Annotated in this window: 23 protein-coding genes; 7 read left to right on the top strand and 16 right to left on the bottom strand. The window is 72.2% G+C overall.

The annotated features are described in order from the left end of the window. Nucleotides 1–23: 23 nt before the first annotated feature. Nucleotides 24–803: an Fpg/Nei family DNA glycosylase gene (locus DEJ03_RS01540; RefSeq protein ID WP_110863244.1), complete on the top strand. Its 780-nt coding sequence runs from the start codon at nt 24–26 to the stop codon at nt 801–803. Here the strand turns inward: DEJ03_RS01540 and DEJ03_RS01545 are convergent. After that, nucleotides 794–1714 (bottom strand): LysR family transcriptional regulator ArgP, encoded by a 921-nt coding sequence (locus DEJ03_RS01545; protein ID WP_110863245.1) that lies wholly within the window; start codon nt 1712–1714, stop codon nt 794–796. The genes DEJ03_RS01540 and DEJ03_RS01545 overlap by 10 nt on opposite strands. 69 nt (nt 1715–1783) lie before the next feature. Between DEJ03_RS01545 and DEJ03_RS01550 the strand changes: the two genes are divergently transcribed. Beyond that, a complete protein-coding gene (locus DEJ03_RS01550; RefSeq protein WP_220034095.1) occupies nt 1784–2515 on the top strand; it encodes a LysE/ArgO family amino acid transporter in 732 nt (243 codons plus the stop codon). A gap of 92 nt (nt 2516–2607) precedes the next feature. Here the strand turns inward: DEJ03_RS01550 and DEJ03_RS01555 are convergent, their stop codons facing one another. The 3 genes from DEJ03_RS01555 to DEJ03_RS01565 all read right to left on the bottom strand — a co-directional run bounded on the left by DEJ03_RS01555 (nt 2608) and on the right by DEJ03_RS01565 (nt 6022). Further along, the gene (locus tag DEJ03_RS01555; protein ID WP_110863247.1) at nt 2608–4083 is read right to left on the bottom strand and encodes an APC family permease; all 1476 of its coding nucleotides are present in this window, start codon (nt 4081–4083) and stop codon (nt 2608–2610) included. Between the two features lie 226 nt (nt 4084–4309). Then, the gene (locus DEJ03_RS01560; RefSeq protein WP_110859458.1) at nt 4310–5182 is read right to left on the bottom strand and encodes a hypothetical protein; all 873 of its coding nucleotides are present in this window, start codon (nt 5180–5182) and stop codon (nt 4310–4312) included. 18 nt (nt 5183–5200) lie between these two features. Then, the gene (locus DEJ03_RS01565; protein WP_110863248.1) at nt 5201–6022 is read right to left on the bottom strand and encodes an alpha/beta fold hydrolase; all 822 of its coding nucleotides are present in this window, start codon (nt 6020–6022) and stop codon (nt 5201–5203) included. A gap of 211 nt (nt 6023–6233) precedes the next feature. On the opposite strand from DEJ03_RS01565, the gene DEJ03_RS01570 reads away from it, so the two are divergent. Both DEJ03_RS01570 and DEJ03_RS01575 read left to right on the top strand, forming a co-directional pair. After that, nucleotides 6234–6800, top strand: coding sequence for a hypothetical protein (locus DEJ03_RS01570; protein WP_110863249.1), 567 nt, complete (start codon nt 6234–6236; stop codon nt 6798–6800). Between the two features lie 9 nt (nt 6801–6809). Further along, nucleotides 6810–7403 carry a TetR/AcrR family transcriptional regulator gene (locus tag DEJ03_RS01575; protein ID WP_110863250.1) on the top strand — a complete coding sequence of 198 codons (594 nt, stop codon included), beginning with the start codon at nt 6810–6812 and terminating at the stop codon, nt 7401–7403. Nucleotides 7404–7407: 4 nt separating this feature from the next. Here DEJ03_RS01575 and DEJ03_RS01580 read toward each other — a convergent pair whose 3' ends face one another. From DEJ03_RS01580 to DEJ03_RS01595, 4 genes are read right to left on the bottom strand one after another with little or no spacing between them, the layout of a single operon-like run. After that, the gene (locus DEJ03_RS01580) at nt 7408–7668 is read right to left on the bottom strand and encodes a type II toxin-antitoxin system RelE/ParE family toxin (RefSeq protein ID WP_071250103.1); all 261 of its coding nucleotides are present in this window, start codon (nt 7666–7668) and stop codon (nt 7408–7410) included. Next, nucleotides 7665–7925, bottom strand: coding sequence for a type II toxin-antitoxin system prevent-host-death family antitoxin (locus DEJ03_RS01585; RefSeq protein WP_071250100.1), 261 nt, complete (start codon nt 7923–7925; stop codon nt 7665–7667). The genes DEJ03_RS01580 and DEJ03_RS01585 overlap by 4 nt, the downstream gene beginning before the upstream one ends. 28 nt (nt 7926–7953) lie before the next feature. Beyond that, entirely contained in the window at nt 7954–8466 is a 513-nt protein-coding gene (locus DEJ03_RS01590; RefSeq protein WP_071245560.1) for a methylated-DNA--[protein]-cysteine S-methyltransferase, read from the bottom strand. After that, nucleotides 8463–10055, bottom strand: coding sequence for an AlkA N-terminal domain-containing protein (locus DEJ03_RS01595; RefSeq protein WP_110863251.1), 1593 nt, complete (start codon nt 10053–10055; stop codon nt 8463–8465). The genes DEJ03_RS01590 and DEJ03_RS01595 overlap by 4 nt, the downstream gene beginning before the upstream one ends. 89 nt (nt 10056–10144) lie before the next feature. On the opposite strand from DEJ03_RS01595, the gene DEJ03_RS01600 reads away from it, so the two are divergent. Next, nucleotides 10145–10729, top strand: coding sequence for a molybdenum cofactor biosysynthesis protein (locus DEJ03_RS01600; RefSeq protein ID WP_258370441.1), 585 nt, complete (start codon nt 10145–10147; stop codon nt 10727–10729). Between the two features lie 39 nt (nt 10730–10768). Here DEJ03_RS01600 and DEJ03_RS01605 read toward each other — a convergent pair whose 3' ends face one another. The 5 genes from DEJ03_RS01605 to folE form a co-directional block, all read right to left on the bottom strand. After that, entirely contained in the window at nt 10769–11311 is a 543-nt protein-coding gene (locus tag DEJ03_RS01605) for a type 1 glutamine amidotransferase domain-containing protein (protein WP_110863253.1), read from the bottom strand. A gap of 443 nt (nt 11312–11754) precedes the next feature. Next, nucleotides 11755–12408, bottom strand: coding sequence for an HAD-IA family hydrolase (locus DEJ03_RS01610; protein ID WP_110863254.1), 654 nt, complete (start codon nt 12406–12408; stop codon nt 11755–11757). 78 nt (nt 12409–12486) lie between these two features. Beyond that, nucleotides 12487–13236, bottom strand: a complete 750-nt coding sequence (locus DEJ03_RS01615) for a pyrimidine reductase family protein (RefSeq protein WP_258370442.1) — start codon at nt 13234–13236, stop codon at nt 12487–12489. Further along, nucleotides 13233–14183: a dihydropteroate synthase gene (gene folP, locus DEJ03_RS01620; RefSeq protein ID WP_258370443.1), complete on the bottom strand. Its 951-nt coding sequence runs from the start codon at nt 14181–14183 to the stop codon at nt 13233–13235. Before folP ends, DEJ03_RS01615 begins: the two co-directional genes overlap by 4 nt. Continuing rightward, nucleotides 14180–14791 carry a GTP cyclohydrolase I gene (gene folE / locus DEJ03_RS01625; protein WP_110863256.1) on the bottom strand — a complete coding sequence of 204 codons (612 nt, stop codon included), beginning with the start codon at nt 14789–14791 and terminating at the stop codon, nt 14180–14182. The genes folP and folE overlap by 4 nt, the downstream gene beginning before the upstream one ends. 157 nt (nt 14792–14948) lie before the next feature. On the opposite strand from folE, the gene DEJ03_RS01630 reads away from it, so the two are divergent. Beyond that, complete coding sequence (locus tag DEJ03_RS01630; protein WP_110863257.1) at nt 14949–16424, top strand: NCS2 family permease; 1476 nt, start codon at nt 14949–14951, stop codon at nt 16422–16424. A 156-nt stretch (nt 16425–16580) separates the two neighbouring features. Here the strand turns inward: DEJ03_RS01630 and DEJ03_RS01635 are convergent, their stop codons facing one another. Genes DEJ03_RS01635 through DEJ03_RS01645 form a run of 3 tightly spaced genes read right to left on the bottom strand, consistent with a single transcriptional unit; the run spans nt 16581 to nt 17886 of the window. After that, nucleotides 16581–17033: a hypothetical protein gene (locus tag DEJ03_RS01635; RefSeq protein ID WP_110863258.1), complete on the bottom strand. Its 453-nt coding sequence runs from the start codon at nt 17031–17033 to the stop codon at nt 16581–16583. Between the two features lie 39 nt (nt 17034–17072). Then, nucleotides 17073–17417, bottom strand: coding sequence for a hypothetical protein (locus DEJ03_RS01640; RefSeq protein ID WP_027466784.1), 345 nt, complete (start codon nt 17415–17417; stop codon nt 17073–17075). A 4-nt stretch (nt 17418–17421) separates the two neighbouring features. Further along, on the bottom strand, nt 17422–17886 hold the full coding sequence (locus DEJ03_RS01645) for a prevent-host-death protein (protein WP_110863259.1): 465 nt from the start codon (nt 17884–17886) through the stop codon (nt 17422–17424). Between the two features lie 100 nt (nt 17887–17986). Here DEJ03_RS01645 and DEJ03_RS01650 point away from each other — a divergent pair, with 100 nt between their 5' ends. Continuing rightward, the gene (locus DEJ03_RS01650; protein WP_035809269.1) at nt 17987–18253 is read left to right on the top strand and encodes a hypothetical protein; all 267 of its coding nucleotides are present in this window, start codon (nt 17987–17989) and stop codon (nt 18251–18253) included. Nucleotides 18254–18277: the final 24 nt, after the last annotated feature.

Consider the following 18277-nt stretch of genomic DNA (forward strand, 5'->3'; position numbering starts at 1 on the left):
CGCGCACCCGTCGGAGGTGACCCGTGCCTGAAGGCGACACCGTCTACCGGGCTGCCCGCCGCCTGCACACCGCACTGGCGGGCAAGGTGCTGACGAAGAGCGACTTCCGCGTCCCCGCGTTCGCGACGCTCGACCTGGTCGGCCGCACCGTCGACGAGGTCGTCCCCCGCGGCAAGCACCTGCTGCACCGCATCGGCGACCTGACCGTGCACTCGCACCTGAAGATGGAGGGCCGGTGGGACGTCTACGCGCCCGGTGACCGCTGGCGTCGACCTGCGCACCAGGCCCGGGTGATCCTGGACGCCGAGGGGGTCTCCACCGTCGGCTTCGCCCTCGGGGTGCTCGAGGTCGTGCCGCGCGACCAGGAGTCCGAGGTCGTCGGACACCTGGGGCCGGACCTGCTCGGCCCCGACTGGGACGCCGACCTGGCGTTCGCCAACCTGACCGAGGACCCCGAGCGCCCGGTCGGGCTGGCACTGCTCGACCAGCGGGTGCTCGCCGGGCTCGGCAACGTGTACCGGAACGAACTCTGCTTCCTGCGCGGCGTGCTGCCGACGCGTCCGGTCGGCCAGGTGCCGGACCCGGCGCGGACGATCACGCTCGCGAGCCGGCTGATCCTGGCGAACCGCGACCGCAGCGCCCGCGTCACGACCGGCGTCGACCGCCCCGGGCGACGGTTCTGGGTCTACGGCCGTGCCGGCAAGCCGTGTCTGCGGTGCGGGACCCCGATCCGGCACGGCGAACTCGGCGACTCGGAACTCACCCTGCGCGACACGTACTGGTGTCCGCGCTGTCAGTCTTGACGCTGTCGTGCGGGGTGCAGTCGCGACGACGCGGTCGCACGGACGGCGTCGGTGACCCGTTCGAGCAGGGGTGACGCCAGGTTCCAGCGCTGCCACCACAGCGCCACGTCGGCGTGCCGACCCGGGGCCAGCTCGACCAGGACACCGCTGTCGATCGCCTCGAGGCACTGCGCCTCGGGCAGCAGTCCCCACCCGAACCCGAGCGTGACCGCACGGGCGAAGTCGGCGGAGGTCGGGACGAAGTGGCGCGGGCCGCCCGGAGCGTGGCCGAGGACCTGTCGCAGGTACCCCTGCTGCAGGTCGTCGTCGCGGTCGTAGTCGACGAGCGGGACCTCGTCGAGCCGCCGGAGCATCCGCCGCTCGGTGCCGGTGTCGCCGAGGTAGCGGGCGACGAACGCCGGGGACGCCACCGCCCGGTATCGGTCGATCCCGAGCGGCACCGACGAGCAGCCCTGCACCGGATCCGCCTCGGCCGTCACGGCGCCCATCACCGTGCCGGCGCGGAGCAGTTCGGCGGTGCGGTCCTGGTCCTCGCGGTGCAGGTCGAAGACCACCTCGGTGTCGGCCCGCACGAGGGCGAGGGCGTCGAGGAACCACGTGCCGAGCGAGTCGGCGTTCACGGCCAGCGGGATCGACGGCACCACCGACGATCCACCGCCGAGCGCTCGGGAGGTCTCCTCGTCGAGCAGCCGGACCTGCCGTGCGTGCCGGAGCACGACTGCGCCGTCCGCGGTCGGGCGCACCGGGGTGGTGCGCTGGAGCAGGACCCGGCCGACCTGCTGCTCCATGGACTTGATCCGCTGCGAGACCGCCGACGGGGTGATCGCCAGCGCACGGGCCGCCGCGTCGAGCGTGCCGTGGTCGACGGCGGCGAGCAGCGTCTCGAGGTGCTCGCGCTGGAACCGGGTCATGCAGCTGAGCTTACGGGGCTGCAGGAACGTGAGCTGTACTACACCGGCACCCGGCCCTAGCGTCGGATCGTGACCTCGCTCCTGCCCCTGCTCTCCGGCCTCGGCACCGGCCTCGCACTGATCGTCGCGATCGGTGTGCAGAACACGTACCTGCTCCGGCTCGCGGTCAGCGCAGGACTCCGGGTGGTGGCCGCGGCGGTCGTGGTGTGCGCGGTCTCGGATGCGCTGCTCATCGTCGCCGGGGTGCTCGGGATCGGCGCCGTGGTCGAGCGGTTCCCCGTGGCGCTCCTGGTGATCCGGTTCATCGGTGCCGCGTTCCTGCTCACGTACGGGGTGCTCGCGGCGCGGCGTGCGCTGCGGCCCTCAGGGGACGCGATGCGGGTCGCCGACGAGGCGGCCGACGACGGTGTGGTGGGCGCCAGCACGGACGCGGGCGCGGGGGTGGACGCGACCACCGGAACGACGGTGGCGGCGGGGCGGACGCGCACCGCGCCTCCCGGCCAGGTGGTGACCATGCGGACGGCCGTGCTGACCATGCTCGTCTTCACGTGGGCGAACCCGCACGTCTACCTGGACACGCTGGTGTTCCTCGGGTCGGTGGCGAACCAGCAGGGTGCGGACGACCGGTGGCTCTGGACGATCGGTGCCGTCGCAGCGAGCTGCCTGTGGTTCGGTGCGCTCGGGTTCGGCGGCCGCCTGCTGCGACCGCTGTTCGAGAAGCCGCTGACCTGGCGGGTGTTCGACGGCCTGGTCGCCGTCGTGATGCTCGCGTTCGGCGTGCTGCTGCTCGTCGGCGCGTAGCGGCGGCGCGTGGCGCACCGCGAAACGGACACAGCACCACGCGACCGCGTGGTGCTGTGTCCGGAACCTGGTTCCGGCGAGGCGGAACCGCCCTACTGCATGCGCTGGCCGACGCGGCTGTGCCGACGGCTGTAGCCGAAGTAGATGACGAAGCCGATGGCCAGCCAGACGACGAACCGGAGCCAGGTCTCGACCTCGAGGTTCAGCATCAGCCAGAAGCACAGCACCGCCGAGATGATCGGCAGCACGGGCGACCACGGCACCCGGAAGGCCCGCGGGGCGTCGGGGCGCGAACGACGCAGCACGACGATGCCGATCGACACCAGGACGAACGCGGACAGCGTGCCGATGTTGATCATGCCCTCGAGCTTGTCGACCGCCGTGAACCCTGCCAGCAGCGCCACGACGACACCGGCGACGACCTGCACGCGCACCGGGGTCTGCGTCTTCGGGTTGGTCTTCGAGAACCAGCGGGGCAGCAGGCCGTCGCGGCTCATCGAGAAGACGATGCGGGACAGCCCGAGCAGCAGCACCATGACGACGGTGGTCAGCCCGATCAGGGAGCCGATTGCGATGATGCCGGCGGCCCACGGCAGCCCGACGATGTTGAACGCCGACGCCAGGGACGGTGTGTCCTCCTCGGCCAGGCGCTGGTACGAGACCATGCCGGTGATGACGATGCTGACGCCGACGTAGAGCAGGGTCACGATGCCGAGGCCGATGAAGATGCCGCGGGGCAGCGTCTTCTGCGGGTTCTCGGTCTCCTCGGCACTGGTGGCGACGACGTCGAACCCGATGAAGGCGAAGAACACCAGGGACGCCGCGGCGAGCAGGCCGAAGACGCCGTACTGGGCGGGCTCCGCACCGGTGAACCACGACACGAGGGACTGCGTCCAGACGCTGCCCTCGGCACCCTTGGCGGGCTCGGCCGGCGGGATGAACGGGGTGAAGTTCGCGGCCTTGACGAAGAACGCACCGGCGACGATGACGAACACGACGATCGCGACCTTGATGACCGTGATGACCGCCGACACCCGCGACGACAGGCGGGTGCCGAAGGCGAGGAGCACCGTGAAGATCCCGACGATGAGCACCGGCCCCCAGGTGAACGGGATCGGACCGAGCTGGATCGTGCTGGGCAGGTCGACGCCGAACACCTTGAACGCTTCGCTGAGGTAGATGCCCCAGTACTTCGCGATCACGGCGCTGGCCGTGAGGGTCTCGAGGATGAGGTCCCAGCCCACGATCCAGGCGAGCAGCTCACCCATCGTGGCGTAGGTGAACGTGTACGCGGAGCCGGCGACGGGGATCGTCGACGCGAACTCGGCGTAGCACATGATCGCCAGGCCGCAGGTGACGGCGGCGAGCAGGAAGGAGATGATGACGCCGGGCCCGGCGAAGTTCGCGGCGGCGTTCGCGCCGACCGAGAAGATGCCGGCGCCGACGGCGACCGCGATCCCCATCGCGGCGATGTCGAACGTCTTCAGGGAGCGTTTCAGGGACCTGCCCTGCTCCTCGGAGTCGGCCAGGGAGGCCTCGATCGACTTGATGCGGAGCTTCGTTGCCATGGGGTGGATCCCGTCATCGGCTGGCGGCGGACCTCGGAAGGGTACTGGTGTACCACTGTGTCACGCAAAGCGTCCGGCCGGACGGTGGGCCGGTCCGGTGACGGCCGGGAGGCGCGGTGGCGGTCCGGCGCGCAGCGCTCGGCCGGCCGACGGGTGCGTCCAGGGCTGCGGTTGCGTCAGCGGGGCGCGGTTGTGGCCGCGTCAGCGGGATGCGGGTGTGCTCGCGTCAGCGGCCGGCGCGCCAGTCCGCCAGGAACCGGGCTCCGGCCTCGTCGTGGATCACGCCGTCGGGCGCGGTGAGCACCGGGTACGGCGTGGCCGGCACCCCGTCGGCGGGACGGACGTCGACGTGCGCGACCTCGTGGCCGTGGGCGTGCAGCCAGTCCGCCATGGCGTAGTCGCTGCGGGAGTCCCCCACGGTGCGCCAGGTGACCGGGAGCTCGCCGTCCTGCCCGAGGAGCTCGAGCGAGCGTTCGGCACCCAGGTCCTTGCCGCTGCGGTCGGACTCGACGTCGGTCGAGATGATCGTCGGGTCGATGCGCCACTGCACGGCGCCGTCGGCATCGGGCCGGACGTCGTCGAGTCGGCGGACACCGAGCCCGCGACGCTCGAGTGCGGCCATGGCCTTCGCGTCGAACTCCGGCTGGCGGGCCAGGTAGGTGGCGTTCGGCACCTCGACGCGCTGCTCGATCGACACCATGGCGCGCTTCGTCTCGTCGAAGAACACCAGGTCGGCGTACTCGTCGCGGACCAGCTCGCGCATCTCGTCGGCGTAGTCCCGCGGCAGCGCGAGGTCCTCGGCGACCGTCAGCTCGCCCATGCCGCCGTCGTACTGCGGACCGATCGAGCACCACACGGCACCCTTCTCGCAGACGGCGTGGACGCGGCCACCCTCGGCGAGGCCCCCGGCGAGCAGCGGACCGACGACCTCGGAGCGGATGAAGGCGTCGCTGCGGCCGGTGTTGAAGACGATCGGGATGCCCTCGGCGGCGAGCGCGACGAGGTCCGCGACGATGCTCGGGATCGCGATGGTGCGGGAGACCGGGCTGGCGATGGGCCCGTCGACGTCGAGCAGGAGACCGAGGCGGGGTGCGTTCACCCGCCCATCCTCTCGCAGTCAGCTGCTGGGCGAGACGATCCGGCTCCGGACGCGGTCGATCAGGGCTCCGAGGGCCGCCGGGGCGGGGACGTGTCCCTGCCCGGGCACCTCGGCGTACTCGGAACCGGGCACCGCGTCGACGAGGGCGCGGGCGGCTCGTCGCATCCACTCGAGTCCGTCGCCACCGGCGCCGACGAGCACCGGTACGCCGACCGCGGCGGCGACCCGCTCCGGCACGGCGAGGCCGTTGAGCACCCGGACCTCGCGGCTCAGCACGTGGGCGTCGACCACCAGGGAGCGCCAGAGCGACCCCTTGAGCCGCAGGGCCGTGACCTGGCCCATCGGGACCCCGAGCACCTGGGTGAGGAACCCGCGGACGGCCTGGGCCCGGCGGCCGGCACCGACGTGTTCGTCGAGCAGGTCGGCGAACACGACGTCGTCGGCGTGCGGGTCGACCGAGGCGCGGTACGGCGGTTCCCACAGGACGGCACCGTCGACGGGCAGTCCGGTGGCGAGCCCGTGCAGGACGACGCCGGCGCCGACGCAGATGCCGACGGCGGTGGTCGGTGCGCCGATGCTCTCGACGACGGCGCGCAGGTCGTCGACCTCGCGCTCGATCGCCCACGTCGCGGAGTCACCGCTGGCACCACGGCCACGGCGGTCGTAGGTCACCACGCGGTGGGTCGAGCCGAGCTCGGCGACCACACGGTCGAGGTACGGGGTCCCCCGGTGGTCGAAGGCACCGCCCACGACGACGACCGCCGGCCCGTCCCCTGCCTCGGAGACGGCGATGGTGGTGCCGTCGGAGGAGACGACCGTTCGGTCGACTGGAGGGAGCATGGGGTCCTTTGCGAGCTGTCGACGGCGATGCGTCGGGCCTCGGAGGGGACCGTGCGGATTACCGGTCCTCCGAGTGTCGCAGGCGTGGGAGTCCGTGTCTCCCCCCGCTTCCAGGGGCAGAACCCGGTCGCTCGACACCGTGGGGGTCGCCGTGCCATGCTGTTTGAGTACACCTGTACTCAAACGAACACCGCCACCGCCACGGGGAACCATGACACTCATCGCCATCGTCGCCTGCGAGATCGCCTTCTGGGTCGCGATCCTCGGCGGCCTGACCACCCGGTACCTGCTGCGACGGCCGCGCACGGGTGCGGCGATGCTCGTCGCGGCACCCGTGATCGACCTCGTGCTGCTCGCGGTCGTCGCGGTCGACCTGCTCGGTGGCGGAACCGCGTCGTGGCACCACGGACTCGCGGCGATATACATCGGCTTCTCGGTCGCGTACGGGCACCGGATGATCGCGTGGGCGGACGTCCGGTTCACGCACCGGTTCGCCGGGGGTCCCGCACCGGAACGCCTGAGTGGACGGCGGTACACGGCCCGGTGCTGGGGCGACGTGCTGCGGACCGGGCTCGCCGTGCTGATCGCCGGCGGGATCATCGGTGCGCTCGTCCTCGTCGTCGGCGACCCGGAGCGCACGGACGAGCTGCAGGGCACGGTCGCACTGCTCGGGGTGGTCCTGGGCATCGAACTGCTGTGGGCGATCAGTTACACGATCTGGCCGCGCCGAGTCACCACCGCAGCCGCGGACCCGGCCGGAGCATCGAGCCAGCCGTAGGCTGACCCGGTGCCCCGCCGTGTCGACCTCGAGGAACGGGGATCCCTGGTGGCCGCGGCCTGCCTGCGGATCCTGGAGCGGGACGGCCTGAGCGCACTGTCGGTGCGGAACGTCGCGGACGAGGCCGGCATCGCTCCGGCATCACTCCGCCGCGTGTTCCCCACGCAGGACGCCCTGCGCGAGCACTGCCTGACGATCATCGAGGAACGGGTCACCGCTCGGCTCGCCGCTCTGCGTTCGACGGGTCGTGCGCTCGCACTGGACGTCCTCGCCCAGGTGCTGCCGCTCGATGCCGAGCGCACGACCGAGATCCTGGCGCAGGTGCAGCTCGGCGTGCTCGCGCGCACCGACGACCACCTGGCTGCGAGTGCCCGACGCCTGAACGACGGGGTCCGCCGGGTGTGCACCCGGGCGCTGGAGATCCTGCGCGAGGACGGCGGCTTCGGCGACGGTCGCGACCTGACCGACGAAGCCGACCGGCTGCACGCGCTGATCGACGGGCTGGCGGTCGAGCACACGTGGGATCCCGCGGCGCGGGCGCCCGAGCGGGTCCTGGCGCTCGTCGAGCTGCACGTGGACAGCCTGCGCGGCGCGATCGCCTGACGCCTCAGCGACCCCGGTAGACCTCGCGCCGGTGCCCGGCGCGCACGACGACGACCACGAGCCGCCCGTCGTCGATCAGGTAGATCACGCGGTAGTCACCGACCCGGACACGCCATTCCGGGCTGTTGACGAGTCGACGAGCCGCGGGTGGACGTGGCTCGTCAGCCAGGATCGCGAGAACCCCTTCGACGAGTCGTCGGGCATGTGGCGGCAGTTTGCGGATGGCACGCCCCGCACTCGGCTCGAACTCGATGTCGTAGGTCATCCCAGACCGAGTTCGCGCCTGAGGTCCTCCCACTTGACGTTCTCGCCGCCGATGCGCTCGTTCTCGAGTCGGGCCTCTTCCACCGCCTTCAGGTCGTCCAGGTCCTCCGCCGCCTCGAGCAACCGGTCGAGGACGGCCGCGTCGACCACGGCCGCGACGCGCTTGTTGCGCCGGGTCAGGTAGACGGGTTCGTGTCGGGCGTCGTCGATGATCGACGCCAGACGGCCACGGGCTTCGGAGATCGACACTTCGCTCACCTGTACATTCTAGAGCGTTTTGTACAAGTCAGACGAGTGCCGTGGTGCCGACCGACTCCCGTTCGAGCAGGGAGCGCTTGACGTCGAGCCCCCACGCGAAGCCCCCGAGCGTGCCGTCCGAGCGCAGCACCCGGTGGCACGGGACGAAGAGCGCCGGGGCGTTCCGGGCGCACACGCTCGCCGCCGCCCGCACCGCGTCGGGCCGCCCCATCGCCGCCGCGAACCCGGTGTAGGTCAGAGTGCCGCCGGCGGGGATCCGGCGGAGCTGGCGCCACCCCTCGGTGAAGAGCTCGGTGCCGAACTGCCGGACCGGTACCTGCATGGCGTGCTCGACCTCGCCCGAGTAGAAGGCGTCCACGGCCTCGGCCGAGGCGACCACGCCGTCGAGCACGCGGTCGGGGCGGTGGCGATCGGCCAGGCGGGCGAGGATCCGCTCGACGGAGTCGGTCCACCCGGAGGCGAGGACCCTGCCCTCGGCGTCCTCGAGCACGGTGAACGGCCCGTCGGGGGTGTCCAGGGTCTGGATGGTTGCGTCGGTCATCGGTCGTCCTTCCGGGGGTCCTCGGGGGCACGGGCTGCACGGGCGCCGGCGGTCGCGGTCATCGCGCGGTCGATGATCGGTCGCCAGCAGTGCATCGTGAGGTAGCTCCGCCAGGGGGCCACCTGCTCCGACCATAGGGAGAGCTCACGCGCCGTTCCGGGCAGCCCGAGTTCCTGTGCACCGTTCCGCACGGCGAGGTCGCTGTGGAGGAAGATGTCGGGGTGGTGCCGGACCCGCAGCGCGACGTAGTCGGCGGTCCACGGCCCGATGCCCTTCACCGCGAGGAGTCCGTCGCGCAGGTCGCCGAGGGACTGCCCACCGTCCACCACCAGGGACCCGTCGGCGAGCGCGGCGGCCACCCGCAGGATCGTGTCGACGCGGGCGGCCGGGCCACGCAGGACCTCGTGCCCGCGTTCGGCGATCACCGCCGCTGACGGGAACAGCAGCCCGGCGGCCCGGATGGCGTCCGGCACCGTCGCTCCGAGTGCGGCCACGAGCCGGGTCTGCGCGGTGCGCGCCGCGGCCACCGAGACCTGCTGCCCGATCAGGGTGCGGAACACGATCTCGTGCGCGTCCACCGCGCCGGGGAGTCGGAGACCGGGCACCCGTGCGACGGGTCCGGCGAGCTCGGGCACGGCTCCGAGGACCGCATCGACGGCGACCGGGTCGGCGTCGAGGTCGAACAGTGCGCGGACACGCGCCACGAGTGCCGGCAGGTCGGAGAGGTCGGTCACCCGCACGCGCAGGTCGATGCCGGTGCCCCGCCCGGCCGCGTCGGGGACGGCGGCCGCCGCGCTGAACCAGCCCGGGCCTCCAGGCAGGTCGACCAGCCGCCCGTACGACGCGACCCGACCGACGGGGTCGGTGTCCACCTGCTCCGTGCCCGGCAGGGCGTGCAGCGCGTGCCAGTCGAGCAGGCCCTGCGCGTCGAAGGGGGCACGGGCCGGCAAGTGGACGTGGAGTCCGCCGTCACCGCCGCCTGAGGCACCGTCGACTCCCCCGGACCGGCGTGCGCGGAGTTCGGTCGGGGTGACGGCGAAGACCTCGCGCACGGTGTCGTTGAACTGTCGGACGCTGGCGAACCCCGCGGCGAACGCGACGTCGGCGACGGTCAGGTCGGACGAGGTGAGCAGGGTCCGCGCGGTCTGCGCCCGGTGCGCCCGGCTCAGCGCCTTCGGCCCGGCGCCCAGCTCGGCCGTCATGATGCGGTTCAGCTGCCGCTCCGAGTAGCCCACGCGCGCGGCGAGCCCGGGGACGCCGTCGCGTTCGACGACACCGTCGAGGACGAGCCGCATCGCCCGGCCGGCGACGTCTTCGCGCAGGTCCCACTCGGGGCTGCCGGGGGTCGCCTCGGGCAGGCAGCGCTTGCAGGCGCGGAAGCCGGCCAGGTGCGCTGCGGCGCTCGTGCGATAGAAGGTGACACCCGAGACCCTCGGCGTGCGGGCCGGGCAGCTGGGCCGGCAGTAGATGCCGGTGGAGTGCACGGCGGTGACGAACTGGCCGTCGAAGCGCGCGTCGCGGGAGGCGACGGCGCGGTGCCGTTCGGCGTGCAGCGCGTCGGGCTGCGCGTCGGTGTCCGGGCTGGTCATGGGCTCAGCCTGACATGCGCCGCCGACGTCGACTGGCGGGAATCGGACGGAGCAGCGCACGGCCGGGAGGCCCGGCTAGCGTTGACCGGGTGACTTCCGCAGACGACGTGGCCGGTCTCGACGACCTGCCGTTCCGGACCGAGGTCGAGGTCGCGCTGCTGCTCGTCTCGCCGCGGCACCGGTACGAGGGACGCCCGGCCGACGGCGCGCTGCCGGTGGGCGCGGACGATCCGGACGAGTCACGCGGCCGGATCGAGCTCCGGTCCGGGCTGGGCATCGTCGGTGACCGGTACTTCGCGGCCCGGGCGCACGTGCACGCCTCGGTCACGGTGATCGGACTGGAGGGGCTCGAAGCCGTCGGTCAGGCAATCGGCGCCACCGTCGACCCCGCTGCGACCCGGCGGAACGTGTTCCTGCGGGGCGCCGACGTCGAGGCGCTGCGGGGTGAGCCGTTCTCGCTGGAGAGCGTGACTCCCGGCGGCAGCGAAGGTCCCGTGCGCTTCCGTGGCTACCGACCGGCGAACCCCTGCGCCTGGATGGACCACGAGGTGGCCCCCGGGGCGTTCCGGGCGATGAGGGGTCGGGGCGGGGTGCGGTGCGATCCGGAATCCGACGGCGTGCTCACCCTCGGACCCGCGGTGCTCCGCACGGCCCACCCCGTGGCGCTCGGCTGATGCGGTCGCCGGGCGGCGAGACGCCCTGCGGCACAGCGCTCAGGCGGTGAGGGCGCTCTCGATCGCGTCGACGAACGCCGGCAGGTCGTCCGGGGTGCGGGAGGTGATGAAGCCGCCGTCGACCTGGACCTCCTGGTCGACCCACTCGGCACCGGCGTTGCGCAGGTCCGTCTGCAGCGACGGGAACGAGGTGACGGTCTTGCCGGACAGCACGCCCGCCTCGACGAGGGTCCACGGGCCGTGGCAGATCGCCGCGACCGGCTTGCTCGCCTCGGCGAAGGCCTGCACGAGCGTCGCCGCGCGGGGCTCCTGCCGCAGCGTGTCGGCGTTGATCGTGCCGCCGGGGATCACGAGGGCGTCGAAGTCCTTCGCGTCGACACCGGCGATGGTGGTGTCCGGCTCGAGCGTCTGCCCGGGGTCCTTGTCGCCGACCAGGGTCTGGATCGTGCCGGTCTCCTTCGCCGCCACGGTCACCGAGGCACCGCGCTCACGCAGCTGCTCGGTGGGGACGACGATCTCGTCCTGCTCCACGCCGTAGTTCGTCGTGATGACGAGGACCTTCTTGCCGTCGAGGGTTGCCATGATCGCTCCTTCCGCGGCCCGGTCGTTCCGGCCGCACACCCGAGGGTCGTCGGGGTCGGCTGGGCAGGCCTCCAGGGGCGGCTCGGGGTCCGGTCGGCCGGTCGCAACCCCCCGCTCACGTCCGCCGAGCGGTCACGAAGTGTCGGCTGGCGGCGGCGCAACCGACGGTTCCTGACCACTCGGCGCAGGCCGGGCGGGGTGTCCTGACCGGCCGGCGAGGCGCCGTGGACGCGCCCACAGTCGGCCTGGAGGCACGGTGCGGGCCCGCCACGGGCCTCCAGGCCGCCACTCGGCCGGTCGCAACACCTCGCTCACGTCCGCCGGGCGGTCGCGAAGTGTCGGCTGGCGGCGGCGCAGCCGACGGTTCCTGACCACTCGGCGCAGGCCGGGCGGGGTGTCCTGACCGGCGGCAGACCGCCAGCCGCGCAGGACGGGCGCCGCGCTCAGCCGCGGATGCGGAAGCCCTCGCCGTCACGCTCGACGGTCAGGCCGTCGTACCCGTGCACTCGGTGCAGGCCGGCCGTCACCGGGTGCTCGAGCGGACCGACGACGACCGTGGTGGCGCCGGAGGCGATGGCGGACTCCAGCCCGGCCGGGGCGTCCTCGAACGCCACGCAGTCGGTCGGGTCGACGCCGAGCAGGGCAGCTCCGCGCAGGTAGCCGTCGGGGTGGGGCTTGCCGTGCTCGACGTCCTCCGAGGGCACGAAGGCCTCGGGCACGGCGAACCCTGCGGCGGCCATCCGGCCCGCGGCGAGGTCACGCGGGGCGCTCGTCACGAGGGCCACCGGGACGCCGAGTTCGACGAGCCGCTGCACGAAGGCGACGGCGCCGGGGATCTCGAGGATGCCCTCGGTGCTCGCGGTCTCCTCGGCGACGAGCTCGGCCGCGATCCGCTGTTGCTCGGCCAGGGGCAGATCGGGGAGGAAGCGCCGCAGGGTGTCGATCGCCTGCCGTCCGTGCGAGAACGCGAGGATCTCGTCGGGGTCGATGCCGTTCGCGTGGCCGAACCGGGTCCAGGTCGCCTCGACCACCGCGGTCGAGTCGACGAGCGTCCCGTCCATGTCGAAGAGGACCCCGGACGCCACGATGTCGATCACGCGCCCGACCCTAGCCCACGGGCCCGACCGGTCCGCGGTCCGCGGTCCCGCGGTCCCGCGGTCCGCGCGCGACCGGTGTCAGCGCGCCCGGACGTACCGGGTGAGCAGCACGCCGCCGGCGCCGAGCAGCACGTGCGCCGGTCGCATCCGCCGGAGTTCCGGCGAGGACCCACGGGCGATGCGCGGCCCCGCCCCGCCCTCGAGCGACGGGTCGATCGTCAGGGTCAGCTCGTCGACGGCGTCCGCGGCGATGAGCGCCCCGAGGAACGACGGCCCGCCCTCGCAGTGGATCGTCCCGAGGCCACGGTCGGCCAACAGCCCACGGATCCGTCCGGCGTCCACCGAGTCCGGCTCGTGGTCCGCGCTGCAGGGCACGACGTCGGCGACCTCGGCGAGCGCCTGCGCCTTCGCCGACGCTGCCGCCGTCTCCGACGTCAGGACGATCGGGCGCACCGGCGCCTCGGTGAACACCCGAGACCCCGGGTCGAGCGACAGCGAGCCGGTGACGATCGCGAACACGGGGTGGTCCGGCTTGCCGTGCGCCCGCCGCCAGGCGACGTCGGCGTCGTGCAGGACCATCGGCCCGTAGCCCTCGTCACGGACGGTGCCGGCGGCGACGAGCACGACGTCGGCCACCCGCCGGAGCAGGTCGAAGACGCGCAGGTCGTCGTCACCGCCGAGCGACCCGGACACCCCGGCAGCCGAGGCCGAACCGTCGAGCGTCGCGACGAAGTTCACGCGGAGCCAGGGGGCCCCGGCGTCGGCGGTGTAGAGGTCGAGCAGGTCGTCGTCGGACAGGTCCGCGATCGACGGGGGCAGGACGTTCACGTGTTGTGCCTCGATTCCACGGGGGTGCGCCATCCGAGCGTGGCCTCGACCATGCGCATCGCGTCGACGCTCTCGGCGACGTCGTGCATCCGGACGATCCGGGCGCCGAGCATCGCGCTCACGGTCGCGACGGCGAGCGATCCGGAGAGCCGTTCCCCGCGGGGGCGGCCGAGCGACTCCCCCACGAAGTCCTTGTTCGACACCGCGGCGAGGACCGGGTAGCCGAGCGCGACGACCTCGGGCAGCCGACGGGTGAGCTCGAGGGTGTGCACGGTGTTCTTGTGCAGGTCGTGGCCCGGGTCGACGATGATCCGCGACTCGGGGATGCCCGCGGCGAGCGCTCGGTCGACCCGTTCGCGCAGGAACGCGACGACCTCGCCCGCGATGTCGCCGTACTGCGGGGGTGCGGGCAGCGGACGACGGGGTTCCGCGAGCGAGTGCGTGATGACGACGGTGGCCTCGGAGTCGGCGACCACGGCGGCCATCCGCGGGTCGGACAGGCCGGTGGTGTCGTTGACGACGGTCACCCCGGCTGTGATCGCCGCCGCGGCGACCTCCGGGCGGAAGGTGTCGACGCTGATGACGACGTCGGACTGCTGGGCGAGCTGCTCGACGACGGGGACGACGCGGTCGATCTCGTCGGAGGCGGGCAGTTCCGGACCGGGGGCGAACTTCACGCCGCCGATGTCGACCCAGTCGGCGCCCTGTTCGGCTGCGCGGACCGAGGCGGCGACGGCCCGGTCGAGCTCGAAGGTGGCGCCGCGGTCGTGGAACGAGTCGGGGGTGCGGTTCACGATCGCCATCACGGCGATGCGGTGGTCGAAGTCGATGGTGCGGCGGCCGAACGTCCGGACCGGGTGGCGCAGGTCCGGCACGACCCAGCCGGGTCCGGCCGCGCCGGGTCCGGCCACGCCGGGTCCGGCCGCGCCATCCAGGAGGCCCGTCATGCGTCCGCCCCGGCACGCTCGTCGTGCCCGGCCTCGGTCCCACGCCCCGCGCCGATGAGCGCGATCGCCTCGGCCCGTCCTGCGGTGTCGGCCAGCGAACCGGTCGCCGCCACCGTCACGGTCGTCGAACCGGTCTGGCGCTCCCCACGCGTCGTGACGCACTGGTGCTGCGCGTCGAGGACCACCAGGACGCCCTCGGCACCGAGCCCCTCGGCGATGGTCGCGGCGACCTGTTCGCCGAGCCGCTCCTGCAGCTGCGGACGGGAGGCCACCGCGTCGAGCACCCGCGCCAGCGTGCCGAGCCCGATGAGCCGGTCGCCCGGCGCGTACGCCAGGTGCGCGACCCCGAGGAACGGCAGCAGGTGGTGCTCGCAGACGGAGCGGAACTTCACGTCCCGGACGATGACGAGCCGACCGCGTTCGCCGTCCTCGGCGTGCACGGTGCCGTCCCGGGCGATGGCGACCGCGTCGGTGCCGATGCCGGAGAAGAACTCGGCGTACGAGTCGGCGACCCGGGCGGGGGTGCGGGTGAGTTCCGGCCGGTCGGGATCCTCGCCGATGGCGAGCAGCAGCTCGCGGACGGCGGCCTCCACACGGGCGCGGTCCATGGGTGACGTCACCCGCTCATCCAACACCAGCCCTGGCCGGAGAACGCGGGCAGACGCCCAGCGCGAGGTGCGCGATCCGCGTGGAACGGGCCTCCCGGCTGTCACAACCTGTGAGACCGGTGTGACACGCCCGAAACCCAGCGTCCTTTAAACTCTCGTGGTGAGCGCCCCGCAGACCGACACCACGCCCCGGAACCGCTTCGCGACCGGCCTCGATCGATTCTTCTCCATCACGCAACGCGGATCGTCGATCCCCCGCGAGGTCCGCGGTGGCCTCGTCTCGTTCGTGACGATGGCGTACATCGTCATCCTGAACCCCCTCATCCTCGGCGGGTTCAGCGCCGACCAGGCCGCCAAGGACGTCAGCGGCGGATGGCTCGAGAACGCTCAGGTGGCAGCGGCGACCGGTCTCGTCGCCGGCGTCATGACCATCGCGATGGGCATCATCGCGAACCTGCCGTTCGGCATCGCCGCGGGGCTCGGGATCAACTCGTTCCTCGCCGTCAGCGTCGTGCACCAGGTCACCTGGGCCGAGGCGATGGGCTTGGTCGTCATCAACGGTGTGATCATCGTGATCCTCGCGCTGACCGGCATCCGGACGATGATCTTCACCGCCGTCCCCGCACAGCTCAAGGCCGCGATCACGGTCGGCATCGGCCTGTTCATCGCGTTCATCGGGCTCGTCGACTCCGGCTTCGTGCGGTCCTCCGGGCTCGCGTCGCCGCCGCTGCAGCTCGGCGAGGACGGCTCCGTCGGCGCCCTGCCGACCATCGTGTTCCTGATCGGCCTGATCATCATCGGCACGCTCATGGCCCGCCGGGTGAAGGGTGCGCTGCTCATCGGCATCGTCGCGACCACGATCATCGCGATCATCCTGCAGGCGATCTTCCAGGTACCGACGTCGGTCGAATCGAAGACCGGTTGGAACCTCAACGCCCCCGGCCTGCCGAGCGCACTGTTCGCCGTGCCGGACCTGTCGCTCGTCGGCCACGCCGACGTCTTCGGTGCCTTCACCCGCATCGGCCCGCTCGCCGCGTCGATGCTCGTCTTCACCCTCGTCTTCACGAACTTCTTCGACGCCATGGGCACCATGACCGGTCTGGCCAAGGCCGCCGGTGTCGCGAAGCCGGACGGCACGTTCCCCCGCCTGAAGTCGGCGCTCGTCGTCGAGGGCGTCGGCGCGATCGCCGGTGGTGGCGCGTCGGTGTCGTCGAACACGGTCTTCATCGACTCGGCCTCCGGCATCGGCGAAGGTGCCCGCACGGGCATGGCCTCGGTCGTCACCGGCCTGCTGTTCCTGGCGTCGATGTTCCTCACGCCGCTCACCCAGGTCGTCCCGCTCGAGGTCGCCGCCGCCGGGCTCGTCGTCGTCGGTGCGCTCATGGTCGCGCAGGTCGCGGACATCTCGTGGTCGGACTTCGGCTCGGCCCTGCCGGCGTTCCTGACGATCGTCGTCATGCCGCTGACCTACTCGATCGCGAACGGCATCGGCGCCGGCTTCATCAGCTGGGTGCTCATCAAGCTGCTGTCCGGCCGTGGTCGTGAGGTCTCGTGGCTGCTCTACGTCGTCGCCGCGGGCTTCCTGCTGTACTTCGCGCGGGGGCCGCTGGAGGCGCTGCTCGGCGTCGGCTGAGGCTTTGCGGCTGGGCCTTGCTGATCCGGGTCTGGCTGGACCTGGCACAAGACGCCGTCGTGTCATCGAGACGCCGCCGAATCCGGCGGCGTCTCGACGTTTCCGGGGCGTCTTCCGCAGGACGCCGGCGTCTTCCGCAGGCCTGGAGGCCCGTGGTCAGTCCGGCAGGTCGCTCGGCGTGGCCTCGTGGTGGCGCTGGTCCTGGGTGCGACGGTCTTCCTTCATGCCCGCCTCGAACAGGTGGCGACGGCCCTGCACGAGCTCGTCCCGCGCCGTGCGCTCGAGCTCCTTGGCGAGGGCGTAGTAGCCGTCGTCGTAGTCCTCGACGATCTGGAACGTCCAGCGGCCCGCGATGACGTTGCGGCCCACGAGTTCGGTGTCGATGCGCTCGGCGAGTTCGGTGTGCCCGGCCTTCCGCAGCTGCTCGACCGCCTCACCGAGGTTCAGGTCAGCGGTGCCGGTCAGGCGGTGGAACCCGTAGAGCAGGCCGCGGGCGTGCTCGATGACCTCGACCGCGGCGGACAGGCTGCCGAGTGCCTCGACCGTGGCCTCGGACACCCCCTCGGGAACCTGGTGCTGCGCGTCGGGGCCCTGTTCGTCGTTCGTCATGGGTCCCGTCTACACGACGACTGCCGAGGCCGAGCGCAGTCACTTCGTCTGGTTGGGGTGGTGGGTGTGCACATCGGTGATGCACACCACCCGGTCATCCACGTCGACCGTGAACCAGATCCGGGCGCCGCGCTTCAGCTCGAACTGACGACGCGTCCACTCCCGGCCAGAGTGTCGAACCACACCGAGTTCCCCGCGCAGGGCGTGGCAGGACAGGTCCTCGGTCAACGGATCCGTGGTCAGCCGATCCCACGCGGCAGCGACTGCGTTCCGCTGCACCGCCACCACGTCGCGCCACCCCTGTTCCGCGCCACGTGTCCCGAAGACGATCGTGTACTCCGTCGAACGGATCGGCCGGGGGACCCCGCCGCGCCGGCCCGCCACCGCGTCAGGGCTTCTCGACGCGGATCGGCTCGGCGAGGATCTCCGGCTCTCCGGTGTCCCAGCCCGCGGCGATCGCCTCGGCACTGTTGCGCCACGCCTGCATCTCGAGCAGGAGTCTGCGCGGCTGCCGGAGCGAGAACGAGCCACGGGCGACTTCGACGATCTCCCGGGCGAAGCGCTGCTGGTCTGCGGCGCTGAGGAGCTTGATCCACGGGTACGGGATCGCCAGCCGATCGTGGAGTGGCAGTTGCTCGTTGAGCGTCACCGCGGCGATGAGCTGCGCCGCGATGTCCAGGACCGCGTCGTCGTCGTCGGACCGTTCCTTCGTGGTGAGGACGAGGGGCTTCCCGTCTCGACGGGTGACCTCGAGCGGGGCTTCCTCGGCGGCAGCGAACACCTGCTTGGCGTGGCGGGAGAGGTCAGAGGACTGCACCGACCGTCGGGATCGGGGCGGAGCGACGAGCGTCATGGATCGAGCCTATTCAGAACGTGTTCTGAACGCAATGGCCGGTTGCTCCGTCAGTGGTTGCCGCCTACCATTCGAACACACGTTCGAACGAGGAGACCCGATGATGATCACCGACACGGCGGCCACGGTGTGGTGGGCCGAGGGCACGCCGACGCGGCTCGTGTGGGCTGGACGGCGCTGGCGGGTGAGCGACACCCCCACCCGACTGACCGTGACGCGCGCCGAGCTGCCCACCGCGATCACCCATGCGCCCGAGCGCACCGTGGGCTGGCGGTTCCAGGCGACCAGCGACGACGACGGCGAGGCCCTGGTGGTCGACATCGTGCCGCAGGGCGCCGGCTGGGGCGTGGCCCGGACGTGGACGTGAGCGGCCCGGACCGCTACCGTCCGG

This window comes from Curtobacterium sp. MCLR17_043, from assembly GCF_003224215.1.
GTDB lineage: Bacteria > Actinomycetota > Actinomycetes > Actinomycetales > Microbacteriaceae > Curtobacterium > Curtobacterium flaccumfaciens.

Bases quoted from the DNA above. Each gene is read 5' to 3' on its own strand.
- DEJ03_RS01595 (WP_110863251.1), bottom strand. From the start codon at position 10,055: ATGACCAGCCCGGACACCGACGCGCAGCCCGACGCGCTGCACGCCGAA.
- DEJ03_RS01590 (WP_071245560.1), bottom strand. From the start codon at position 8,466: ATGACCGACGCAACCATCCAGACCCTGGACACCCCCGACGGGCCGTTC.
- folP (WP_258370443.1), bottom strand. From the start codon at position 14,183: ATGACGGGCCTCCTGGATGGCGCGGCCGGACCCGGCGTGGCCGGACCC.
- DEJ03_RS01605 (WP_110863253.1), bottom strand. From the start codon at position 11,311: ATGGCAACCCTCGACGGCAAGAAGGTCCTCGTCATCACGACGAACTAC.
- DEJ03_RS01570 (WP_110863249.1), top strand. From the start codon at position 6,234: ATGACACTCATCGCCATCGTCGCCTGCGAGATCGCCTTCTGGGTCGCG.
- DEJ03_RS01555 (WP_110863247.1), bottom strand. From the start codon at position 4,083: ATGGCAACGAAGCTCCGCATCAAGTCGATCGAGGCCTCCCTGGCCGAC.
- DEJ03_RS01650 (WP_035809269.1), top strand. From the start codon at position 17,987: ATGATGATCACCGACACGGCGGCCACGGTGTGGTGGGCCGAGGGCACG.
- DEJ03_RS01545 (WP_110863245.1), bottom strand. From the start codon at position 1,714: ATGACCCGGTTCCAGCGCGAGCACCTCGAGACGCTGCTCGCCGCCGTC.
- DEJ03_RS01635 (WP_110863258.1), bottom strand. From the start codon at position 17,033: ATGACGAACGACGAACAGGGCCCCGACGCGCAGCACCAGGTTCCCGAG.
- DEJ03_RS01580 (WP_071250103.1), bottom strand. From the start codon at position 7,668: ATGACCTACGACATCGAGTTCGAGCCGAGTGCGGGGCGTGCCATCCGC.
- DEJ03_RS01565 (WP_110863248.1), bottom strand. From the start codon at position 6,022: ATGCTCCCTCCAGTCGACCGAACGGTCGTCTCCTCCGACGGCACCACC.
- DEJ03_RS01645 (WP_110863259.1), bottom strand. From the start codon at position 17,886: ATGACGCTCGTCGCTCCGCCCCGATCCCGACGGTCGGTGCAGTCCTCT.
- folE (WP_110863256.1), bottom strand. From the start codon at position 14,791: ATGGACCGCGCCCGTGTGGAGGCCGCCGTCCGCGAGCTGCTGCTCGCC.